General features: G+C 43.6%; 12 protein-coding genes. 1 reads left to right on the forward strand and 11 read right to left on the reverse strand.

Annotation, left to right across the window (positions count from 1 at the left end; all coding sequences use genetic code 11):
• Positions 1-94: 94 nt before the first annotated feature.
• Positions 95-1,999: a hypothetical protein gene (locus WC743_RS08090; RefSeq protein ID WP_373011400.1), complete on the forward strand. Its 1,905-nt coding sequence runs from the start codon at positions 95-97 to the stop codon at positions 1,997-1,999.
• A 214-nt stretch (positions 2,000-2,213) separates the two neighbouring features.
• On the opposite strand, the gene WC743_RS08095 is transcribed toward WC743_RS08090, so the two are convergent.
• From WC743_RS08095 to WC743_RS08145, 11 genes are all read right to left on the reverse strand, one after another.
• Entirely contained in the window at positions 2,214-2,450 is a 237-nt protein-coding gene (locus tag WC743_RS08095) for a hypothetical protein (RefSeq protein WP_373011401.1), read from the reverse strand.
• An 82-nt stretch (positions 2,451-2,532) separates the two neighbouring features.
• Positions 2,533-4,311 carry a tail fiber domain-containing protein gene (locus WC743_RS08100; protein ID WP_373011402.1) on the reverse strand — a complete coding sequence of 593 codons (1,779 nt, stop codon included), beginning with the start codon at positions 4,309-4,311 and terminating at the stop codon, positions 2,533-2,535.
• Positions 4,312-4,334: 23 nt separating this feature from the next.
• Complete coding sequence (locus WC743_RS08105) at positions 4,335-6,155, reverse strand: tail fiber domain-containing protein (protein ID WP_373011403.1); 1,821 nt, start codon at positions 6,153-6,155, stop codon at positions 4,335-4,337.
• 329 nt (positions 6,156-6,484) lie between these two features.
• On the reverse strand, positions 6,485-8,407 hold the full coding sequence (locus tag WC743_RS08110; RefSeq protein ID WP_373011404.1) for a hypothetical protein: 1,923 nt from the start codon (positions 8,405-8,407) through the stop codon (positions 6,485-6,487).
• Positions 8,404-10,071, reverse strand: a complete 1,668-nt coding sequence (locus WC743_RS08115) for a hypothetical protein (RefSeq protein WP_373011405.1) — start codon at positions 10,069-10,071, stop codon at positions 8,404-8,406. Before WC743_RS08115 ends, WC743_RS08110 begins: the two co-directional genes overlap by 4 nt.
• 13 nt (positions 10,072-10,084) lie before the next feature.
• Entirely contained in the window at positions 10,085-13,684 is a 3,600-nt protein-coding gene (locus WC743_RS08120) for a hypothetical protein (protein ID WP_373011406.1), read from the reverse strand.
• Between the two features lie 4 nt (positions 13,685-13,688).
• Positions 13,689-14,663: a hypothetical protein gene (locus WC743_RS08125; protein WP_373011407.1), complete on the reverse strand. Its 975-nt coding sequence runs from the start codon at positions 14,661-14,663 to the stop codon at positions 13,689-13,691.
• On the reverse strand, positions 14,642-15,985 hold the full coding sequence (locus WC743_RS08130) for a hypothetical protein (RefSeq protein ID WP_373011408.1): 1,344 nt from the start codon (positions 15,983-15,985) through the stop codon (positions 14,642-14,644). The genes WC743_RS08125 and WC743_RS08130 overlap by 22 nt, the downstream gene beginning before the upstream one ends.
• Before the next feature lies 1 nt (position 15,986).
• On the reverse strand, positions 15,987-20,834 hold the full coding sequence (locus WC743_RS08135) for a DUF6603 domain-containing protein (protein WP_373011409.1): 4,848 nt from the start codon (positions 20,832-20,834) through the stop codon (positions 15,987-15,989).
• An 8-nt stretch (positions 20,835-20,842) separates the two neighbouring features.
• Positions 20,843-22,942 carry an anthrax toxin-like adenylyl cyclase domain-containing protein gene (locus WC743_RS08140; RefSeq protein ID WP_373011411.1) on the reverse strand — a complete coding sequence of 700 codons (2,100 nt, stop codon included), beginning with the start codon at positions 22,940-22,942 and terminating at the stop codon, positions 20,843-20,845.
• A gap of 585 nt (positions 22,943-23,527) precedes the next feature.
• Positions 23,528-24,598 carry a serine hydrolase domain-containing protein gene (locus tag WC743_RS08145; protein WP_373011412.1) on the reverse strand — a complete coding sequence of 357 codons (1,071 nt, stop codon included), beginning with the start codon at positions 24,596-24,598 and terminating at the stop codon, positions 23,528-23,530.
• Positions 24,599-24,647 lie beyond the last annotated feature (49 nt).

A 24,647-nucleotide genomic window follows, 5' to 3' on the forward strand; every position in this document is an offset into this window, starting at 1 on the left:
CAGCAAAATATAAGCAATGACCGTTCTTATGATAAGACACGAATCGTAGCTTGTATTTATTTTCGCGAGAACTAAAAATATCTCGTCATATAAAATGACTAAAAAAAGAAAAAAACAACCTAAAACGATTGCTAGGCGTTTAACAGAGCGCCCAAAAACTTATCGTGAACGACTTGAAGAGCGAATGAGGTATAAAAATGTTCCCAAAACGTTTTTATACAATTATCATACTTTAGCTTTTCATTATTTTCACGCAATAGTTAGCCATTTAATTAGACCATCAAATAAATATCGAAAAGAATTTTGGCAACAAATACCTGACGGCATTTACTCATTTGATGAAGCCTCGCAATATTTGCAAGATTTCAAATCCTTTATAGAAGGGAAAATGAAAACTATCGTTGAAAAATATTCCATATATTATTGGCTACATGTTACTCGACGAGTTGCGCCAAATACCTTAGGTGATGACCACCGCCCTGAAACAATAATGGTATGTCGAAATATTATTGTAGCCGCCATCCAGAAATATGGATTAATGAAAAAATGCGACCACATTTCTTTATCTACAGATATCGAAGTGGATGATGTCTTTAACGGCTTATTTATGCAGCCGAAATTCGAAACGGAAAAACAACGATTTTTGGAGCTTCCCTCTCAATTGGTTTTGACCAAATTTGACGAACAGAACTTATTAGAGTATTATGAACTTGAGATACTAGCTTATGAACTTTGGCTTACCGGATCAAAAAGCCGTATCACTGCCAAAGGTGCTAATTTAGTGGTTGATCACAAAAATGATAAAATCTTATTAGATGACCGAAGCAGAGAACTGGAAAGCCTAATCGAAAACTATGACAGTCGATCCAATTCCATGACAGCTTCTGCAACTGGAACTGTGTTTAAAATACCCGAATCTTCGGGTAAAGGTCTGATTCTTTTGACACAAATAATCGCTGATCGGACTAAGGAAGGCTATTCAGACCCTATTACAGAATTATTGGGGTTAGAGTTTATCGATGGCGGCATTCCGAATTTTGGGTTTAATGTTTTCGATATAAAAACTTATTTGTCAGCGCATCTTGAATTTGCAAATGATTTTCATACCAGGTGGGGTGCAAAGCTCGAATACGTTATAGCCCTGATTACAGATATCGGTAGCACCCTTAATGTTGAAATCATCAATGATAAAGATTTGGTAACAGCAGCGAACCTTATGTTTAAAAGCTATAGAATATATCATTTGGCTGAGTACATGAACGGAATCAAAGAAAACTGGGCCGTTACCACTCAATATTTAAATATGGCTATCCCTTATGATAATACAGAGATCGAGAAAGCTTTTAATTTCTTAACCTTAAGTGAGGTAAACAGGCGCGAGATATTTTTGGATAACTTTGGCCCGCTACGTGTTTTCATTCCTGCGCAAGACGTAAAAGATATTTTTGTAGACCATTCTATCATTGGCAATGTTCTTTATAATCTTTTTTATAGCTTACCTCTAAAAGAACGCAACTTTAAAGGCGAGCTACTTGAAAATGCTTTAAAATATCAAAAAAGCTACCTTCCAACAACAGAGTCAAAAGGATTGGACGGCACATCAAAGCAGGTCGATTTTTCAGTTGCCAAAGGTGATATTTTAATATTAATAGAGTGTAAAGCTGTAGCCCGTTCATTTGGAATTTTTGGCGGTCAAACGAAAGCTCTCCAACATAGATTAAAGAACGTAATTCATAAAGGTCTTAATGATGTTGACGAAAAAGTAAAATGGTTCTTAACGCACCAAGAAGGAACGAATTATAATATTTCCCATTTTAAATATATTCTTGGGGTGACGGTATCCCCATTTACAGAATTTATGCCTTCTTGGGATGATCAGTACTGGTTAAACGATAAACTTCCTCGGGTACTAACCATAGGCGAGTTTGAAAAATTTATCGATACCGATTTAAAAATAACCGTTACCAAAAACCTAATTCTTATAAAAAGTACTCCATGAATTAGGCCACATTCGGTTTGGCCTCCGCATCTGTGTTCCCCGTGTCTGCGCATAAATTGAGTCGTTCAAAAATATTAAAAAGGATATAAAGTGTTCGATTGCAGTCCCTAGCTCTCCGCCAAGTTTGATATCAAAACGACATAAAAGCCACCGAACCGCATAAAGAAGTGCGTAATCCAGTGAGTGGATTTGAGATTTTTAGGACTCACCAATTTTAACTCATCTGTTTTAAGTGATAGCCCTGTCCCGCTTGCTCGATAAAGCCATTAAGGTTTGTCACATACCCGTCCAGTTCTTCAGCTGGAGATTGAAAGTACTTGCTTCGCTTTTTTAATTCTGCCACCGAAAGACAGGCACAATCACCGTTGATTATCTCAATAATTCCCAGGATGTTGGCAACTGGCTTACGCATCTGATGCGAGGTGATAAATAGCATTTCTTCCAAATGCATGCCTATTGCTTTTGTTCTTTGTGACCTTTTTGCGTCTGATGTTGTCTCTTTTCATGGGGTCAGTTTATTTTGAAGGCCAAATTTATTTGGGAACAGATGCAGTTACCTGCGCGGCAATTTCAGTTTTACTATCCTTTGTTTTCGGGATAAGCGCGGTAACCATTTGTGAAAGCTGCTCCACCTGTTTTTCAAGCGCCGCTATTCGCTTTTCCTGCTCATCAATGGTTTTGGCCAGTTGCTGGGTAGCCGATACGTTAAGCATGCTGATGGCATCGTAATCAACCGTAAGCACATCCGTTGCAGGGTGGCCGTAAACGAAAATATCTTTCTGGCCCGTTAGTATGGTTGCAGAGTGTATGGTGAATGTTTTCCCGCCGTCGCTAACATTAATAACGGTCCCCCTGGCATCATTTGTTTTCGAGCATTTAAACTCCAGTACATCTCCTGCCTTTATCGGGGCAGCTTTTGCAAGTGTTATGATGTACAAGCTGTCTACGCGGCTTGTTACCGATAAAGCATGCTGATAAACATCGGGCAGGGTGTTAAATGTAGTGTTGATTGCATCCGGATAAACCTTTTGTACCTGCTGGGCTATTACTTTTTTATATTGGTTATTGTCGCTAACGGTATCAATCATTTTATAGTTCATCACCGCTATACTTCTCAGTTTCTCCAAGTCGTCGCGGGAGGATGTTGCAGTTATATTTTTCTTGAGCCTGATATCCGAATAATTGGTGTTTGACGCTGATATCAACGCATTATGGGTTGCAATATGCCCGCCGGCCAAAATTGACACATTGGTATAATACCGTTGGTTTGTTGGCCCACTGCTGGTATAACCATATTCGCCGCCGCGAATAAGATTGCTTTCCCCTCCCCGCTGGCGGGTTACATGAAGCGGAAACTGAGGTTCTGATTCACCAATACCTACAAAACCCTTTTGATCCACAACCATTATATTATTTACATTGTCCCGGCTCGAGCCTATCTCTACGCCGTTCCAGCCGCCAATTTGCAGCCTGTCGTTAGTTGGTATTTCAGTATTATTTAAATAGGGTTTCCATTTAACGTATTGGTTTTTATCATCAAACCCACCACGCAGGTAAACAGCGCCGCCATTGGTCCATATGTTGCCGCTGCCGTCTATCCGCAGCCGCTCGATACCGTTTGTTTTAAATCTCATGTCGGCGTTTCTTAATACTTCTAAATTCAGTTCCTGGTCAATTACCTGTCCATTGTTAGTACCTGCGGTGTAGATGGTGTTTTTAGTAAACCCAATACCCGACGTACCTGTGGTATTCTTAAACTCTACTCCCTGCCCGCGGCTCTCAAAATTACCTGATACGTATAAAGCCAGCTGGCCCGGCCGGTTACCCTCTGTTCTTGCTTCTGCCTGAATTTCTACCGCCGGCGTCCGCTCATCTTTACCTTTAAAGTTGCGCCACCTGCCAACAGATAACACCGGGAAAAAACTACGCTTATCATAAACATCGCCCAGGCGCACACCCTTGAAGCCAGCCACATCCATTTTATCATCACGCTTTACCCATGTGGTATCCGGGTTGTTCCATCTGATGTAATTAAATTTATCGGAGGCATTTTCCCTGAAATAAATAGTGTTACCGTTCATGTGGAGGTCGCCGCCCAACTGGAGTTTATTAATCGGGTTTTCAACACCGATACCCACGTTACCATCGGCCTTAATGAATAATGCGGGTGCGGCGGGCGGGGCTCCTCCTTTGGCTTTAAGCGGTTTCTTATTAGTTTGCGCAGAAACTACCGCCACACTCAAACCCAACAACAAAGCAACAAGCAACAACTTAACTGATGCCTGCTGCAAAACGAATAGAAATTCCTTCATGCTATTTTAAATCAATATTTATTTTATTTTAACTGGGCCATTGCCTGTTTAGCAGCGCTCAGTGCTTCTACTTTGGCTAACCGGGCCAGCACATCATTAACTGTGACTTTTGTTGCGGCCTGGTCGTTTTTAAGCTTTTCATTCTCCAGCATAATTGCCGTGTTTTGCGCTTTAAGCTGTGCAATTTCTTTTTGCTGCTCATCAATAGTTTTGGCCAGTTGTTGCGTGGCAGATACGTTAAGCATACTGATGGCGTCGTAATCAATTGTTAATACATCTGTTGCCGGATGGCCGTAAACGAAGACACCTTTTTGCTGATCAAGCGCAATGGCCGAGGCCACAGTGAAGCTTCTATCGCTGTTAATTTTGGTAACCGATACATTTGCATCGGCCAGTTCGGCAAACTTTAGTTCGATCTTATCCCCTGCTTTTAAATGCTGAGGATTAGCAACGGTGATGAGATAAAGGCTATCCTGCTGATGCGTTACCGAAACCGCGTTTTGAAATACATCGGGCAAAGTATTGAAGCTAACGCCTACCGCTTGCGGGTAAACATGCTGTACTTGCTGGGCTATCACTTTTTTGTACGAGTGGTTGTTATTGATGGTATCGATCATCTTATAGTCAGATACCTCTACACGTCGCAGCGTTGCCAGATCCTGCTGCGAAGAACTTTTATGAATATCTTTTTTTAGGCGGATATCAGAAAAATCGCTGTTGTACGAGCCTACAAAAGCATTCCGTGTAACAAAATCACCGCTGGCAAAAACGCTGCAGGTTCCAAAGCCCCTACCGCTCATAACATCACTTACACCGTACCTGGTAAATTCTTTTCCGGCATATCCGGTACCACTTTTTCTTTCTCCTCTTACCTCCAGCGGGAATTGCGGATCGTCGGTACCGATACCTACGAAACCGTTCCTGATGCGCATTGCCGGCGCTGCTACACCATGATCGCTAAACCTGAAACCACCATCGCTGTTACCTGTATTGGCATTAGAATTTGAGAAATTAATATATGCCGCTCCCCCTAAACCTGTAACCTGTGATATTGACCGGTCGGGCCAGTCCCAATAGATCTTGCCCCCCAACGACAGATGGCCGGCAACATTAAGGTCATTTTTTATGCCTACCAGGCCGTTGCTGTTTATAAACATCCGCTCGGCATCGCGTGTAAAAAAAAGCACGTTGCCATCGCCGTTTACCATAAAATTAAGGCTTCTGCCAATCCCGGTTTGATACATCGCATTTTTGCTAAAGCCCACCCCCTCAGAAGCATCAGTGGTCCTAAACTCCACTCCACGGCCTTTCTCCATATTGCCTGTTGCGTAAAGCATCAGGCCCGTAGGGTGGCTATCGCCCACGCGCTTATCGGTCATAATATCAACCACGCCGCTTTGCCTGCCAGTGCCTACTTTTAAAAAGGGGAAGTATTGGCCGCTATTACTGGAGAAATTACCCACGTTAACGCCGTTAAACCCGCCAATGCTTAAGTGGTAATCAGTTAATTGTGTATGCTCATTAACATAGTTAGCTTTTATAAATGAACTATGATCACCTTGATCTTCGTTAAAATATAAAGCATTGCCCATTAAGCCCACATCGCCGTTTACGGCGAGTTTTTGCTGTGCCCCGCTGGTGCCTATACCAACATTACCGGCAGGGCTAATATAAAGCGTCGGCTTACCATCGTCGTTTACTGCTTTTAAAGCACCTTTTACAGGCTTTTTTTGGCCTAACACAATTGTACACTGCATCGCCATCAGTAAAACGATGATAAAAAATTTAAGGCCTGCCGCAGATTTTGCAGCTGTTACAGATGAGGTTGACAATAACTTTTTCATAAAACGAAGGGATTGCTTATTATTTGTTTACAGATGCTACCACCTGCTGTGTAGTTTGTAATTTATATCTTCTGCCTTTTGCAGGCGTGCCATTACTACTTTTAAGGCGTTTTTTTTTGCGCCGATGATGTGCCGGCTTATAGTAGTATTACTAATACGATAAAGGTGAGTTTACCTGCGAGTAACACGGACCCATCGGCCATTTTGAGCGCGAACTTTTCCATCTTGGATTTATTTAATTGGATATTTTTATAATCGGGCACAATAACACATGCCCCGTAAAGCAAATTTTATATTGGCGGGCGTAAAACGCCCTAACCTCAATATTATCAGTTACTGGTTTTTATTTGTAAAACAGCTCCTTTGTTTACCGTAAAATTGTTGCCGAAACTAACGCCGCTGCCACCTTTCCCAACTTTTAATAATACTTCGGCATTTTTAGTAAGCGTTGTCTTACCTAAAAAAGTAATGCCGTTTATCGCTTTTAAATATTTGTAGTTACTAAAGATGAATTCATCCTGGATGGTGAGGTAATTTCCGGTGAAACTTATGTTATTGCGGTATTGGTCCTCACCAGGCGTTTTTAGCTCGTAGCTATTGCGGTATGATGTTGCCTTTACCGCTATCAAACTGTTACCTACGGCAGTGTATAAGCTACCATCAACACCTATCGTTAAGTTTTTTTCGAAGTTAATACCGGGCACTTCTGTTTTGACAAAGGTGTTTGAAGTTGCGGGCTTATAGTAAAAAGCAGCTTCACCAACCCTGCAGTAGTAAATACCGTTACTTTGATCGGTTATAAATGAGCGTACTGAAAACAGCTGTTGAGGATTTTCTTCAACCGTTATCAAACGCGTTGCTTTTAAAGAATCAGAATCATACTTAAACAGGGCATCGTCCTTTATAAAATACATGCCCTTTATTTTAAGGTGATCATCTATCATAGCGGCAGGCATTGAAACCCGGCCGGCTATCTGTTCTTTAAATTGAGTTAACCCCTCTTTAAGTATATACAAATGCCTGGCCCCTATTACTTTATTAGCTATATAAACGTACCCGTTATCATCAACCACCGGGGCGGGTAAAAATTCGTCGCTGCCGGGTTCTTCATCAAGGGTGATATCCGCATTACCGATCTGTTTACCGGTATTGGCATTAAAAGCGAGCAATCTTGCCGTTCTGCCACTATTATAGGTTAAAACGTAGGCAATGGTACCGGCATTGTTCAGTGTTACCGCGCTTTTTTTACTTGTTATATACACATCCCACATCAAAGCATTTTGCGGAAATGGGGTATAAGCGCTGATACTATTATCGCAGGGAACATACAGGCTCCCATCCGGCCCTGCGGTAAGCCCGTTATTAATATTACCGGCCGCCTGCCTGGCGCCCGAGTATTGGTTATTATTAAGATCGGTTACTGCAAATTCGTTTAACGCTGCATGATACAGGTGCCCAAACTGATCGATAACCGGCGCGCTGTTGTTTTTATCGCCCGAAAGCGCTGATGATACAACCGCAGTTTTTAGTGTAGTAAGATCTACCGAGTATACATTTGGCCCGTTATCGCCAATAATATAAATATGATCGCGGTACATAACCAGGTTTTGCATCACCTTCCCCATACCGCCAACTTCTGTTTTTTCAAAACTTCGCGGTGCCCCGCCTTTCATGTATACGGGTGTTTGCGAAGTATGCTGGTAATTTGAATAAAGAGACGCCCAGTCGGCAACGGGTGACGGTTTTTCCCCGTCCTTATAATTGTAGGTAACTACCAGCCGGGGTGCAAACCCCTGCCTGTTGCCCAATGTGCCCTTTGCAGAAAAAAAGGTGGCGCTTGTTGCTATAGAGTGGCTAAGCCTTAACCACAACCGGTAACCTGTATCGCCGGGTGATGGCAAATAGGCAGTTCCTATTGTTAAAGAGATAACCGTTTCCTTAGTAGTTTCGAGCGGTTTAAGTGCACGGTTGGTTATCATTTTACCAGTTGCAGATGACACAATGAGTTGCGGTGAGTAATCTTTCATCGGCACTTCGCAAGTTAGCTGCAGCTGGCATGATTTAATTTCGCAATTTGCAGGCAGGGTATTCAGGTTAAAGGTCAGTTCTACACCATCTGTAGTGGAGGGCACTATATTGTCTTTGTTATTTGCCGGTATTACGGTTTTAATTTGGGCCGATGCATGCTGACAAATAAACAGGGCAAATAGCAAGAAATAACGGGACGCTTTGCTGGCAAAAAGGCTTTTCATGGTGCGGATGGTTTAGTGGGTTGAAACAAGAAATATCTTAGGCCACTGCTGGTGAGGGCATTGTTATTATACACATTGCAAAGCCAAATCGCTCTTTTAAAGTCAATTACCTGCAAGCTGGAGCAATATTCTGATTCTAAAAATTTTCCACTCAAAACTGATGTTAATTTACTCCCCTCAATTTGTGAAATAACGTTTAAAAAGAATTTGCCTAACTGGTAAACGCCAAAAAAGAAGGTATCACTTTTACATTTATCCATAGCACAGCTAACAATGTTGTATTTAAGCGCCTCAACCATTTGCGAATCTTCAAACCCAAGGCTCTTCCAGCTTTTATCGTTGGATAAGATAGCGCTGCCCACGGCATCTTTCATGCGCTGGTTAGCATTGCTTGGCCCATCGGTACTGCCGCCAAAAATCTGCAATTGCCGGTCTTTAAAAACTGCGGTGTGCATACATAGGGGCTGGCTCATGTTAAATACTCGTTTCCAACCATCGGCGATATTAAAGGTGAATATTTCGTTCAGCGTTCCTTCCGGCCCATACCCGCCCAACATATAAATATCTCCAACGTCTTCGGGTTTATCTTTTACAATCACAACCGCCTGCCCCATGCGTTCGGTAAACACGGTGTTTGGAATTTCCTGCCACTGCCTGTTAGTAAAATTCAAATAATATACACTTGAGCTTTTCTCATTAGGGTCAAACCTGCTACCTGCAATAAGGTATATATTCCCGTTATAGTAAATACCGCTGCTGCCCGCTGCAACCGCTGGTATCTTATCATTAAAAGCTATTTCCTTGTTAGTCCATATTACACCATCGTTGGTTTCCCATAGCCATATAACACCGGTATCTTTGTTCATTACCAGGCCATACATGGTCTGCTCATCTTTTTTAATAAGGTTTAAAAGCATACCACCGTTAAAAGGTTCGGGCACCGGGTTAATCCCGGTTCGTTCCAACCCTAAAATAGTTATGGTTTTTTTGGCGGAGAAGGCCGGATTATCTTTTTTACCACTGGTGGCAAGTAATGTTACTTCCTTTTCCCCCGAACTAGGATGATACATTTTGTTTGGATCGGCGTCCTGCTTATTGGCACCTCCATCAATAATATACAGGTTGTCGGCATCGGCCACCTCCCACGAAAGCTTGTATTCTTCGTTGGTAAGCAACGCTGCGCTGGTAGTGGTGTACCTGGTAATGGTGGGGCATACAGGCTCGTTACTTATTACTATGGAAAATTGCCCCGGCACAGGCTTTGGCATTAGGGTACTGCCATCCTTATATTCATACCCGAAATCTGTTGTTAACGAGTTGTTTGCTATTTTAAAAGCCATTGAAAAAATGCAGGGCTCATCTGTAAATATCACAATGTTAACGCCGGTTTTGCCCGGTGTTCTCTCTTTCTCTACTGTAAAATCGTCCGGGTCATCTGCCTTCTTTACAATACTTATCTTCAAATTTTTCCAGCCTTCTACGGTCATTATACCGTTGGCATCGGTTATGGTATCAAGCCCTATCACCGGCACCAGTATCTTTATTGAATTTATGTCGCAGGATGTTATCCTGTAATAAATAACTACCTGTTGGTTCTTGATAAACTTTACGGAGCTTCCCCATTCTTTTTGATCTGTTGATATCTCAACTTTTGGTTCGTTCATAGCTTGTGGCTTATTAATTCGAGTCGGGGTTTTTGTTTACAAGTGTTAACCAGCCTTCAGATGCCTGTATTTCTTCATAGGTTAGCGGGCTTGTAGCTTCCTCTGCAACTAAGGGCAGCTGGGTTTTAAGCGGGCTTATAAAGTCCCAGTTAACATCGTTGCTTTTTAGTAATGGCATTTTTAATTTGCCTACCGGGGTAAGTATCGGCGCAGCCAGGATCCTGATGTTGATGTTCTTCAAAGCCTTTGAAATGGCGTGTTGCGGCATTTCATAATTACCCATTGGCAACAAGCCCGATGTGATGGTGATCATTGTTCGCGGGTCCATCAGGATGGTTAACTTTTGCGTTTCGCCTATTAAAAACTTCTGGCCCGTTGAGTTCTTAAATTTAATCGGCACGTTTTTTTCGCCCGCCGGTACCATAAAGCTAGAGTAATTACCATTCAGAAAATATCCCACAAGGCCATCCGTTTTACTGGCTGCATTGCCCACCGTTATATCATAGTTGATAGGTTCGAATTTTAACGATTGCTCGCCGCCCAGCCACGATTGGTCGTGTGCGGCACGCCCTTTCAGCTCGATCAGGAACTGTGCGCTAACAATTGCCATTGGGAAACCTGTAGGCAAAGCCATGGTTAACTGCTGCCGCGAATATTTTGCCTGGATCCTTTTGGTGACCAAATCTATTTGCGTGCAAATGCCTTTAAAATTATTAGGGTTCGATTTTATAAAGTCTTTGATCTTACATAAAGTATCACTAATAGGGTGGCTTTTTGTTGGTTCTATAAAGCGCACTTTAGTTTCGTTATCCCTTTTTACAAAATAGCCCACCTCAACGCCCGATTGCTCGTACATCACAATATTTTTATCCAGGTCATTATATAACAGCCAGCCGCATACCGGGCTGGTGGCCGGGTCAGAATCTGTAACCCTTGTGGCATCGTTTGCACTTACCCAGTCAAACCTCAAACGCGAAGGCTGTATAATACGTGGCTCCAGCTCAAACTTGTTGATATCCCCGCCCCGCCTTAAACCCGCCGAGTTTTTAAACACCTGGTTTTTTAACCCCCTTAGTTTATTGGGCGGCCACACGTTTAACGCCTGCCCAAAGGCGTCTATCACACGCAGCATGGTAACCTGCATTAAGCCGCAGCGCAACGGTATAAAAGGCTGGTTCACTATCATGGGCCGCCACGAGTTTTGATTACCCATTAGCCTATAATCGCTATTTACCTTTAGTTTTTCCGCTTCAATATCTACAATAGGCAATTGTACGCCATTGTAACGTTGTATAAGTTGCGTGGTAAACCCGCCCAATGATTGCGCCATTGGCCTAAACTCGTTAAAAAGGTCTTCGTGAAAAAGGTTTTTAATAGTTGCGTTAAGGCTTTTTACCTTATCAGAAAATTGCGAAGAAAGTAAAGTACGGCCATAATAGGCTGTAGCATTATCACCGCCTTTGTAGTTTTTTAACGACCCCTTGTATTTAAAGTCGATACGGTTTTTGGCATCGCCAAATTTCCAGTCTAATAATGCCTCCCGCCCCGGTCGTTGGATGTTTTGCCAATTTATCGCCCACTCCAGGTAAAGGGGTTTCCATGGTTGCTGCCACGATGAAACAGCAGCAGCCGGCGGTAACCAGGCGGGCAGGTCCGCACCATCGGTATGCTTGTATTTCGCAGCGTTTACACTGTACTTTGTTATTAATTGCTTAAGATCCTTTATTTTAATACCCGATTTGGATACGTCGATTATCTGGCGCGCCATCAGCGGGTTTAACAGCAGCGATTCGCTGATCAGGTCCTTAATGCCGGCAGGGATCTTCTTTGCATCTAACCGGCTAAACAAAGTGCTAACTGCTGCAGAAAATATATCCCCCGCGCTGATGAACTGATTATTAGTAAGCAATAATTTATTGGCCAGCAGGCGCCGTGTGCGGCATTTCAATGCATTTTTCGCATCGTTCTCGGCTTTCAAATTACCTAAGCTTCTTTTTATGGTTGATTCTGACCGGTCCAGGCCGGTTATTACTATAGCAGGGTCAACAGGTTCGTAATAGTGAGGGGCGGCTATTTTTTTCACCTCAAAATCCTTCATTCCGGCAGCCTCTATTGATTTTAACAACTTATTATATTGCGTGGTAATGCTGCCTGTGTAATCGACCGGCCAAACAGCATCATTTACTTTTCCCTTTTTGCCGGCAGCTATACCTAAGTATGACACCAGTGTTTCCATCAGTTTATTTATGACGGCTTTAGTGCCGGAGATATCTGCGGTTATCTTTTCCTTTATTGCAGTCCACTTTACCGGTTCATAGCTGCGCTCGTCGCTTTCTGATGTACCACTGAATACCAGCTTAAATTTTAATGCGTAAAGTTCGGCCTGCTGCGATGCGAGTTCATCCGCCATCCTGTTATATTCATCCTGTAATCGGTTTAATACCTGCAAATTGTTGGATACTGCCGGATCGAACGGCTCCAGGCTTTTATCATTTGTTTCTTTTGAGTTATCTCCCGCCTTTCTTTCGGGCGGCTGTACCACCCATTGTACCCCTGCTTCAACCGGCAAAAAGGTTTTTGCATGTACTTTTTTCAATAAAATATCCAATCCGTTACTCTCCACGCCATTATCAGACAATGATTTAAACTGATAAGCAGCAAGGAGTTTTTCAGGGATGTTTGAGCTGATAGTTTTGGTTTCGCCTGTTAGCAATGAAGCCAGCGCCTCTGAGGCGGTATTGCCTATACCCACTTTTATGCCGGTATCCGGTATCCGGCTTTCGGGGGTTTTCCATATTACCGTGTTTACCATGGCGTAGCATACGGTGCTGCCTGTAACTTCTCCTTTTAATGCCGAAACATCGTCCAGCGCCCATGCCAGTTCCTTCAACCTCGCATTAAGCATAAACAGGTTTGTTACACCGCGCAATGGGTCCTGATTTTCTTTATCAGCATACCATCCGTAAACCTGGTAGCTAAATTCGGCCCCGTTTTCTGGAAAGTTGCCGTTTTCATCAAGCATTTTATCATGATAACCAAACACGCCTTTACAATTTAAATACGATGCCGCAAACTCGGGGTTGCCCGGTGCCATTATAGTAAGCTTATCAATAGCCTTTTTGCTCAAGTCTTCTTCCCAACCTTGCAACTCTTTGTCTTTACCCAGTTTTATCGGTTTCAGGCTGTTGTCTCTACCGTCTTCTTTTATGTAATTGTATTTGGCAGATGCACTTGTGTTAAGGCAATCGCTTTGCACTACCCAGCTTTTAAACTCCCCGGCTTCATTTGTACGTAAAACCAGCCACCTGTTGGGCACGGCCGGAAAATCAAACGTCCCATCAGCTGCATGCTTTCCCTTCCGCAGTGCATCCGGCATTACCCAATGCAGGTGCACCCCTGTATCCAGTATCGTCGCATCGTCGTCTTTAACCGGGATATCGTTTATATTTCTTTCGAGATAGTACCCCAGCGCGCCATTGATAGGATAACGGTTAACGGCAAGCTTTGTTAAATCGAGCGAGGTGTTTTTCCAGTAAGTATTGTTATTATTAACCACCATCGCCTCCAGATGGATGGGTACAAGCAGGTTTAAAGAATTATCAACTGTAGCCATTGTTTTATTGATTGCGAATGATTTTAAGTTTGGTTTTTAGGGGCTTGGATAACAATTTTTCGGTTAAAGCAGCTGAGTTTTTCATTGCCGAATTAAGCAAATGAGGTGTAGGGTTAACTATTTTGTTAATATCTAAAACACCGTTGCCGCGCTGTGGTATGCCGGGCAAGTTTAATTGCCTTGTATCCAGGTAAATAGTTTCGGCGGGCTGTGTTATTTCTACATCGGTAATTGTGCCTTCGCATATGCAAAGCACCGTGTTATCGGCAAGTTTATCTACCCGCACTACACGCAGTGCCTGGTTTGTTATTTCACGAATGGTGCCGCTTGCTATTACCTCTACCCCGGTCCAACTGGATATTACCGACGACCGGATTATAAAACCTGTGTAGGCCCAGTCTTTTTGGGCATTAGTTGGTGCCGGGTTGTCGTACACCAGGTTTCGCTCGGCAAGGCGTTTTGTAAGTTCTTGTTCGTATTCTTTCGGTGTATAGCGCCCGTTTATTTGGTTTTTTACCTGGTCTTTTACCTGGTTGTAGTGCACCAGTGCAGCATATTCGCCCGTCATAGCTTTGCTAAGCAGTTTTTTATCGTCATCATCGGCTATGCTAAGGGCGCCGTTTAACAGGCATTGTATCCATTCAGGATCCAAATAAAATAGTTTTAGTGCGCCGCGTTCAACGATTATTTTTTTTGCACCGGCGCCGTTGGCGGCTGCTCCTTCTTTTAAAATATTATTGTGTTTATCAACAACAATTTCAACATCGCTAAGCTGCAAAAAACGCTCGTTTGGAATAAGGTAGTGCACCGGTACACCCTGCAATATGCTTAGTTTACCTAAAAACTCGCCAACATCTTCGGGCAGCGCAGGCATATGTGCAGCAGGGTCGGCAGTTGTGCTGCTTAGCTCCTTATTAACCATCTCAAACAGGTTAAATGTACTGATATCGTTCATGGTTATTTTTTGCTTCGGTTCCATAGTTCTATAACATAATCGGTAAGCACTTCATCGCTTTCTATCTCTTTGATAGTTGGTTCAAGATCTTGCAGATTAATAATTGGGGGCAATTCTTCTCTATCAACAATCCTTGGTTTGGTTATCAGATCCCTGGCTATCGAAATTGGCTTCTCCTGTTTAAAAGTATTTTTCCAATTGCTTATCCCGCCAAAAAAACCGGGATTTTCCAGGGCCAAAAACCGGCCTAACTGCCAGGCGGCAGCATATGAAATATCAAACGCCGCGGTGTCTTTATCAAGCCTTAAGGCATTATCGGCAGATTTATAAGCATGTACTGCCGGCACGGAGATCTTCACAGGCACCAAAGGGCCACGGTACCACGAGGCCGCCTGCTTACCATCGCGCCGGCCATGATTAACCATAGTATAGCCAAATTTAACGGCATTTATGATACCGGTAGATAGGGGTTTATCCGCCGGATTTTTAATTTCCATTTTAAAGTCCTGCGCGTTACCGTTCAGCTGATCTAACAGGTTTGAAAACGATGCGCCCTGCACCTTAAACGCCCATTGCTTCATCACCACCAACCTAACGTTGCCGGTAGCAATAGTGCGGGTGTTATCAATAAAGCTGCCGTAACCCTCCAGCGAAACCAGGAATGCTGTATTCAGGTCACCAACGGTTGGCAGCCTGTTACCCGCCAGTACCGATAACCATCCGGCGTTGTTATCTTTCTTTTGCTCTTTATCTTTATTATACCTGTCTGTTGCATCCACCTGGCGGGTATGGGCCAGGTAATCCAATTCATCTTTAAGCGGAGCTATAGATTTAAATAACGCTGCGGGGATCTCCAGCACCTTAATTTTATCATCTTTTAATTTTTCCTCGTCGGTAAGTTTAATATCCGGCAGGCTAACCCCGGCGGTAGGGTTCATTACTTCTTTGAGTTTTATTTCTTTAACTGCATCTTTTGTCAGTTCTTGTTCATTTAACAACAGCACATAAAGCCACGGCCTGCAATCGCCATCTTTATTGGTAACGGCACACTCCCAGGGCAGGGTTTTACGGTTGAGGATGATATGTGGCATAGCGGCCTCATATGCACCCTTTGAACCTGCAAGCGGAAAAACGCTATGAATAAGTGCAGTTTCCAGCGAAAAGCGCGGTGCCGTTATGGTAAAACTAAGCCCTATGTTGTTAAAGTTTGCCGGCACCTTTTGTTCGCCGGTACTGTTCACCTCCATACCGGCGTTTACCGTGTAGGTGCCTGCTGTTAACGGTGGCCGCGAAAAACTTTGCAGTTTTAACGTACCCTTGTCTATTTTATCGTTACTACTTAGCATATTACATTATGTTTGCAGGCAGTTCTTGCCCAATTGAAGCCAAATAATCAGGCGTATTGTATAAGTCGTTATCAAATATTATCTCATCCGGCGTTTGCAGGTTAAAGCCAATGCTTTTTAGCATATTCACCTGTTGCGCACCGGGGTTTCCGCGTAAAATATTCCTTATCTCCTTAGCCCGGTCATCAACCAGCGTTTCGGGTTTCTTCCGCACCAGGCCATAAAGGGTTTTAGCCGGATCTTTTATTTCATACCTGCCATCAAGCGCTAATCCTATCATCAACGGATCAAACTCTTCTACGGCGTGCAGTTTAACCCCCGTAAGGGCATTTGGTATCACATCCGGGCCATCCACATTCTTTTTACCCCATAAGGCATCGTTTACGCCTTTTGCACTGCCTATAACGGTTATATTTTTGGTGATCACTTCATCACCGCGCTTTACCCAAACACGCATCTTTGCTTCCAGCTTAGTAACTGCCATTGGTTTTATGCCAATGCTTTTATTGCTGTCTTTTAGCGTTTGTGGTACATCTGCACCTGCTACTTCCATTAAAGTGTCGCCGCTCAATTCTTTAAACACAGGTTCTTCACCTGCTTTTAACCGCTTGTTTGTCTTAACATCAGGTGTGTTAACGGCAACTAACGGAAAGAATGAATCTATAGCGATAACTATATCATAACCGTTAACATAGGTTTTATCAGGCGCTTTCTCTCCTGTGGCACCCAACCCGGCGGAAGTTGTTGCCTGCTCCATTGGTACATCGGTTTGATTTACTATGCCGCTTACAATGCGCGCATCAATAAAACACGGTGCCCCGTCCTTTTTAGGCACAAATGATTCCTGGAAGCCTGCGGTATCGCTATTTTGGCCAACGGCATTCCAAACCAATGGTTTAAGCTCTTTAGGTGCACCGCCGCCAAAGCCAATGGTGAATGAGAAGATGCTCCAATCCACATAAATTTCGCCTCCAAACGGCGGGCCCCATATTTGCACAACGCAACCCATTTGTAATTTAAAGTGGATATGGATAAAGAGCACCTTTATGTTAGCCTCGATACGTACAATGATACCAGCCGACATGTAATATTCAAACGGCGCCCATTTCACCATCATATCCGCCCAAATAATAACGCGTGCCGACAGGAAGGACAAATTAAAGGCGATATCCCATTTGCCGCCTGCCATAATTTCTTTCGGCGTAAGGGCAAAGTACATTTCGCCCGTTATGGACAGTTCATCGCTGAATTTCCAGTTTAGTGCAAGCCTGTCAACAGTTGGGTAATGCGCAGGTTTGTCGTAACCGGCCCTGTACCCTCCCATAGTAATCACAAAATCACCTTCGTTCTTGCCCGATATCCAGGTATAAAAGGCGAAACCGCCCGTTAGTTTACAATTTTTATTAAGGATGTAAGAGTTATTGGTAAGCATACCGGTAACCGCGATCACATCGCTATCCGGGCCGAATTTTGCCAGCAGAGCCAGCTCGATGTAAACTATCGGCGTGCCTTTGCTTGGCCATTTTAACAGCGAGAGCCCCATAATAGCAAACTCCAGCTTGTTGCCAAATTTTGCAGTTACCAGTACAAACGACTCGATGATATTAAACGACGTGAACTTGATACCCAGCGCCAGCCAGTAATCGCCTGGTGATGACGGGATCCATTGGTTGGTGATCAGGTCGGTCAGGATCGCGGTTAGGCTTTTCTGCTCTTTTGGCGGGCTAAGGGCCATGGATACCAGCGGGAAATTCTTTACTTCCTCCAGCTTGGGTATACGTATGGTTCTGTTATAACCAAAGCCTGCGGCTATGCCGGTTACAAAGAAGAATGAGGGACCGCCTATCGGGCCGTTGTATAAACCATAAATAAACAGCGAGGTTGATTTGTCGTCCAGCGTTGCATAAGCGCCGATACCCTTTATGCTGAAGCCCGAGGTAGAGATTTGCGCTCCGCCGTAAAACGACAGGGCTTCTCCCTTTTGGTTTGGTGCGCGCAGCAGCATGCCGCTTATTTCCAGCGGTTCCTTTTTCAGCGCCAGGCCCAGCCCGTCAAGGTTGAACTGAGGCTCGATATATTGCCCGTGGATAAGCCTGGACGGCGAGAACGAAAGCCCAAGACCTTCCACACTTACCGAAAGATTGGCCAGCGATACGGCACCGCTGATAAGGAGTGACAACCGGCCGCCTTCAAACTTAAACCCAAGTTTGTTTAGCGCCAACGGACCCATCTTTTTATTAACATTTAACCATTTCACCGCCGGGTTAAAGGATTTAGGGCCTTCGGTTAAGGCGTAAACGTTATCGGCACCCAACAGCAGGTATTGCTCTGTTTGCGGCGTTACCGGCAGGGTGATAACAATAGGCTCATCTTGTGTAGGTAAATTAATGCTGCCGCCCAGGGTAATACCAATACCATATTGGGTTGCTTCCTCCGGGAATTCTATCGCAGGCATTTCACCTTCTTCTTCGGGTACGCTTAGTAATGGCAGCAGATAATCGCCGGCGGCCGTTGCATAAACAAAGCCAACATTGCTAAAGCTTACCTCTTTCAGTTCTTCGCCAACCAATGGCAACTGATCGAGGCAATCTACTTCGGTATCTATACCAAAAACATAAATTGCATTCTTATTGGTATCGAAAGTGCGCTGTATAAAGATCCTGATATCCTTACCGGCCACACTGGCTATGCCAATAATATCGGTTTGCTTTGTTGCGCCATCGTAGCTTACATAAATATCGTTCAGGATAAGCTCCGGTAAAAAACCTTCGGGAAGCAGGCTGCCGAAAGGTGTTTTAGGGAAATACTCCTCCAGCAAATCGTTCAATGAAACCGATAAGCCGCTTGTACCACCGCTAAATAAATTATTGGCGAGTGCATCTTTACCCGTACCTGTTTTATCGCGTGTGGCCTGTAAATAAACCTTAACGCCGGCCACAACAAAAATGAGCTGCAGGCCTAACTTATACCCTTCGGTTGTTTTAATGAACTCAACATTGAACCAGGTTAAATTATTTTCAATTTTGGTAGAGAACTCGCCCGAGAAATAGGTTGTGCTGTTTATTTTTTGCACTTTCAGCAGCATATCTACGGTTTGGCCGTAAATAGTTACCGAGATGTCGCCGGCGAAACCCTTTATGTTTATTTTAGTATCGTTGTGCTTATCGTATACAAAATCAAGCCGTTTAAATTCTACCGCGTTCAATTCGGTAGGGGCTATGCCCAGTTTAAACGAATCGATAATTTCTTTGAGCTTTACGGCACCTTTGTAGCCAGCCGCCAGTCGCCAGCCTTTATCATATTCGGCACTGCCTACAAAATTGAGCTCGCGCCCGGAATTGATGAAGTAGGAAAAATTGGCATTTAACTTAAATATGTAATTGCCTTTGCCATAAATGCCAACATTAAGATTGTTAAGGACGAACCCTACCGGCGCCGCAGCATCGGTATCCATATTTAACCGGGCGCCATCGGCAATGGTCATCTCCAGGGAAAATTGCTTATTACCAGAATCGTACTTGCCTGCTAATTTTGTTATCGCCTTATTGCTTTCAAAACCGGTGCTGCTATCAAAAATGTTTACTATATCGGTAAGATAAACCTGTTTTTCAGGCGCGGGGTCCAGGTAAAGGTTGTATTCGCCTTTAGGATATTGGCCGTTGCATTTAAGCTGCACTTTGCCGCTGCCCAATCGTACCGTGCCCCCAAATTTAGCCGAAACCATATTTATTTTGCCTGGGTGCAAAATAGTGCTGGTGAGGCTGGCATTATCAATAGTTAGGATTTTATCTATAATAGGCAGGTTTGAGATACCTGCATCAAACGTTATCGATTCGAGGCTTTTTTCGGATTTGGAGATCTTGAAAGTTACGCCTGCTTCAAGCTTGGCTATTTTTACCTCCTCAACAAGGCCCGATTTATCCAGGTAGCTCGTTAAATCGTCTAACGCGCAATCTACCTTTATAAAAAAGGCATCATCGTCCAGCGCCCAATGCCCGGTTATGCGCAATTCTTTTTTATTTTTAAAAACCAGCGCACCGGCCAGTCCTAACTCTCGTTTTTGTTTGGTGGCTTGTTTCTTTTTATCATTTGCAGCCGGCTGTACCTGTTTAACCGCCATCAGTGGCGAGCTGAAAACAATGCTCAGTTCAATGGCTTCTATCGCCTCATCATCAAAAGGTTTTTGGGCGTTTAGTATAGGGATATGCAGGTTAAGGTTTGGCAAAAGGGGCGTACGGTATATGCAGCCCTGCGCAACCACTTTATCTTTTATAAAGGCCCAGGCCGATTTGGCAAACTCAGGGATCATGCCTGATTCGGGGATGTTTGGCAGTTCTCCGGTATAGAAAAGCCCGCCGCGCCATCCATCGGTCCCGTTAACCGATTCATCCTCGCGGGATACGGCGAGCAGTTTTGCTAAAAGCCCATCGTCGGCTATGGTGGTACCTATTTTGGTCCATAGTTTTTTAATGCTGTCATCGCCTGTGGCATACATATAATACCACTTTATACTGGTAACCTTTATTGCAGGCAAATTGGGGAACCCCAATTTTAGTGGCTCGGATAACCAAGGCGATTTAGGCACCATCTGCGGAAAGTACTCCGAAAACTTTTTATCCTCTACCTTGGGTATGAGAAGAAAAACCGCATCATCGCCATCCTTAAAAATATAGGCGGTTAAACTGCCCTTAGCATTCAGGAAAGTAGTATCGGCAATTTCTAATTTAAACACGCCGTTATCGCCGGTGTATTCGGCATCAAGCACACCGGGGATGATACCGCCAATGTAGCCAACCATGTGGGCGTTTAGCTTTTTGCCAAACTCCTCAGAAATTTCGTTGATTTTCATGGTTGCCATTATGCAGGTGTAACTGGTGTGGCCGGTTTAACTTTAGTTTCATTCATTAGTTTCTCCAGTTTCATCCGCTTATCAAACGATAACATGTTGGATAAAAAGTTAAAGCCGAAGAACAGATCGATAATTTGATTGAACAAATCACTCTCATCGTTATCACATTTTAAAATCTTCTTTAGGTTTTCTACATAAAGGGGGGTACTGGGCACCATATATTTATCAATTACGGCCCGGTTGGCGTCAATAGCAGTAAATTCTTTTAAACTCTTCGCCCGGTCGAATTTGTCATCAAATTTGCGGATAGCCTCCAGGTTTTTTGTAATGGTGTCATTTAGTTTCACTACAGCGTTTGCAGATGATTCGATGGTGTTATAAAGCAAGTGCACCATCCACTTATAATGCATAAATACCCTAAAATCTGCATCCATGCACTCTATGATAAGCATTACCAACTCTTCTGCCGATTTTATGAGCCCGCCGCCAAGATATTTTACCGACCGGTGCAGGGTAGGCGTCACCTTGCCGGCGTCATCAGCAGCATTGTTTAATGCGGCAGATTCCATTTTTTTAGGCAGAAAAACAGCTATTGGGAATTCTATCTCCATAATGCCGGGCCGCCCACCTTCATCGCTGTGAAACCCTTTGTTGGCGTTAGAAATTACACCGTTAAATACATTTAAAAAATAAGCTGCATTACTGTTAAGCACGCCTGATATGGTGTGGCAAAGGCTGTTCATATTACCAAATTCGGCGCTTTCCTTTAATTTACTTACACCGGCCTTGGCGTTAAGTTCATCAAAGCCGGGCACAAATTCTATCCCAAAATTGTTGCGGTTACCAACATAGGTGGTGAAAATTTTGCCCCCGAGACGGTTATATTCGCCAGACGCAAACTCTGACTGCCTGGTAAGCTCGTCCTGGTTTATGCTCATTTTTGGCCAGTTGGCAAAAAGGTCGTAATCGCCCGAGACGGCATTTTTATAATATTCGTCTTTTCCCGCAGGCTTATCGGGTACAGGTAATTTAAATGGCGGGTAAGGGTTTACAAAGCCCTGTACAACATAAAAAGTATGGCTGGTAGCTGGGGGTGGGAAAATTTCTTTTCCGCCCACTGAATAACGGAACTTGGCCAGATCTTCACTTTTATTAAACTTCAGTTCATTTCCTTTTTCAAAAGCAAAGATCTTTCCTAATAATACCTCATTCTCGTCTACAAACTCTTTATCGAATTTATCTTTAAGAATCTCGCCGGCAAAGTTTTTATCAAAGGCAACCGCAGGGTCATCGGAGTTTTTATATTTTATCCTGCCGTGGTATATGTTCCAAAGTGTAGCATCGGCAGCATCCCGCTTTAGCAAAAATTCGGTAATAACTGTTGGCCTGTTTGTTCCGCCGCTTTCGTTAGTTACATTTTGTGCAACGCCGTAAATGGTGTCTTTATCAATTTCCAAAAAGTGTTCTATCCCGCGTATCTTTTTAAGGTTAGCCATATCAAACTCCCGTTTCAAGGCAATAAAAGGGTATTTGGTTTGAATAGCGTTCTCGCCAGACCACTCGCCCCCCGTTTCTTCCTTTTCTTTTGCAGCTAATAAAGTTTCCACCACGATCTGGTCACACAGGGAGTTAAACCTGGCAATCTCTTTTCCTTTTGCAGGTTCATCAACCGTTATAGCCGCTATTTGTTTATCCCTGCGGGCCGTAGCCTCCTCTATGATTTTTTTCGAATCAGAAAAACTTGCCAGGTGTTTAAGATAGTGTACCACCTCTTTGGCGTTATAATCGGCCTTGCCTATACCCAATTTATTAAACACCGGTAACTGGCAAATAAAACCTGCCATCGGCCCCCAGTTGCACGATTTTGCCTTGATATGGAACCCTTTAAGATCATAACCTTTTTCAATAAGATCGAGCCCGACACCACCCGGAAGGCGACTTAAAATTACGCTATTGGTAGTACGCGCCGTTTGCATAAACGAATAGCACATATAGCCGGGGAAGCCCTGTGCTTTCACCTCCTTATATATATCGTCGGTTAACCAGCTACTTGCAATGTAGTCGGCTGGTGATGTGTATGCCGGGTCGGCAGTTAGTTCTGTTGGCATTGTGATAATTATGAAGGTTTAAGGATATCGGTTGTTTTACATCCTCATGATCGTTGGATCATCAGGAAACATTGGGCCTAACAACCAGCTTTATTTTATTTCCCTCACAAATCATCTACACAAAGCTTGGCAGCTATGCTTTTTTGTTTTATAGCAATTTGTTTAAATATAATTTTATAATCCGCATTATGTTGGGGAACAATTAATTATATTTTATATACTATAAGTTAAGAAAGTACAGTTTTATTGATAAAGAACAATGCCGGTTAAACGAATTGCGTTGGTTATTGGCTTTATCAAATCTCCATTAAATATAAAGAGCAAAACAGGGTGAAATCAGCTTTATTTACAAGATATTTTAGGGTGATAAAAGGCGGAAAGTGTCCGTAAAAGTTGTTTTTGAAATTCCCACTCACTCCGCAAGATCCTATTAGAACGCAAGAAGCCTGCAAATCAAAATTTGCAGGCTTCTTTGTTTCAATGGTGGGGTGATAACACCTACCATAGGCTAAAGGTTACATAAATAAGGTTTTAATGTTGGGAAATTACTAAGCCTATGTAAAGTATACATTCAAGTTATCTGCACTATTTTGAACCTTTGGACTGTGCCGCCAGCATAGCGACCAGTTCCTTTTCCAGGTCATTCCGGTTAGCCAGGCTATTGGTCAGGATCACCAACCCTGCGTTAAGCTGTGGGAAACAATCCAGTGAACTGCGGGAACCGCCCGTACCACCGCCGTGCTCCAATATATGGTAGCCGCCCGGGCTGCTGTGAATAAACCAATTCATACCCATGCCCTCCTGATCGGCGCCGAAAGTTCGTTGATGGGAAAGCTTAATGGCCTGATTCGTCTCGGCGTTGTTGGCGTTGATATAATTGACCAGATCAGCGGTGGTAGATCTTAAAGCGCCCATTGCAGGTACTTCTCCTAAATCCCAAAGCGGCACCGGTTGCCTTTGCGGGTTATGCGGCCACGCGATCCGGCCTGACGGAAGTGATCCGATGTCGATCCGGGTATCCCTCATCTGGTATGGCTTCAGGATGTTTTTTGACACCAGCGAAAAGTAGTCCTGCCCGTAAACATCTTCCAGTATCGTACCCAGTAAAGCAACCGCCATATTGGAGTAAGAATAAATTTTGCCGGGAAGCGTATCCATCTTCATTTTATGTAAGCCTTCATATAAAAGCTGCCTGGAGTAATTGAACAGGGGATTAAGTGAATCATAGCTGGGCCGTTCCCACATGTTCGGAAATATCCGTGTAATTCTTGAGGTGTGGTTAGCCAGGTCCTTAATTCGTATGGGCGTACCTTTATAACTTAAGTTGGGAAAAGAACCTTTAAGATATTTCCTGATATCATCTTCCAGGTTGATCTTCTTATCCAATATGGCCCTGGCCAGAATAATACCGGTAAATGATTTAGTCATTGAACCGATCTCATAAATGGTCCTGTTATTGGGAAGCTGCCCGTTATCGGCCTTTGTCTCCCCGTAATCGTAAAAATGTGGTTTGCCGTTCTGCACAAAGGCTATTGAAAGCCCGACAGCTCTTTTATCCTGAAAATACCGCTGAACGCTTTTGTCGACCAGCGAATCCAGCCGGGAAATAAGCGGGTTATCTGATGCTACTAACCTGTTCTGCCCAGCACAGATCAAGCTGTTCAGAAAGAAGACCGGAATTAGGAATATAAAACTAAAATGTCTG

It is taken from the genome of Mucilaginibacter sp. (genome assembly GCF_041660805.1).
Taxonomy (GTDB): Bacteria; Bacteroidota; Bacteroidia; order Sphingobacteriales; family Sphingobacteriaceae; genus Mucilaginibacter.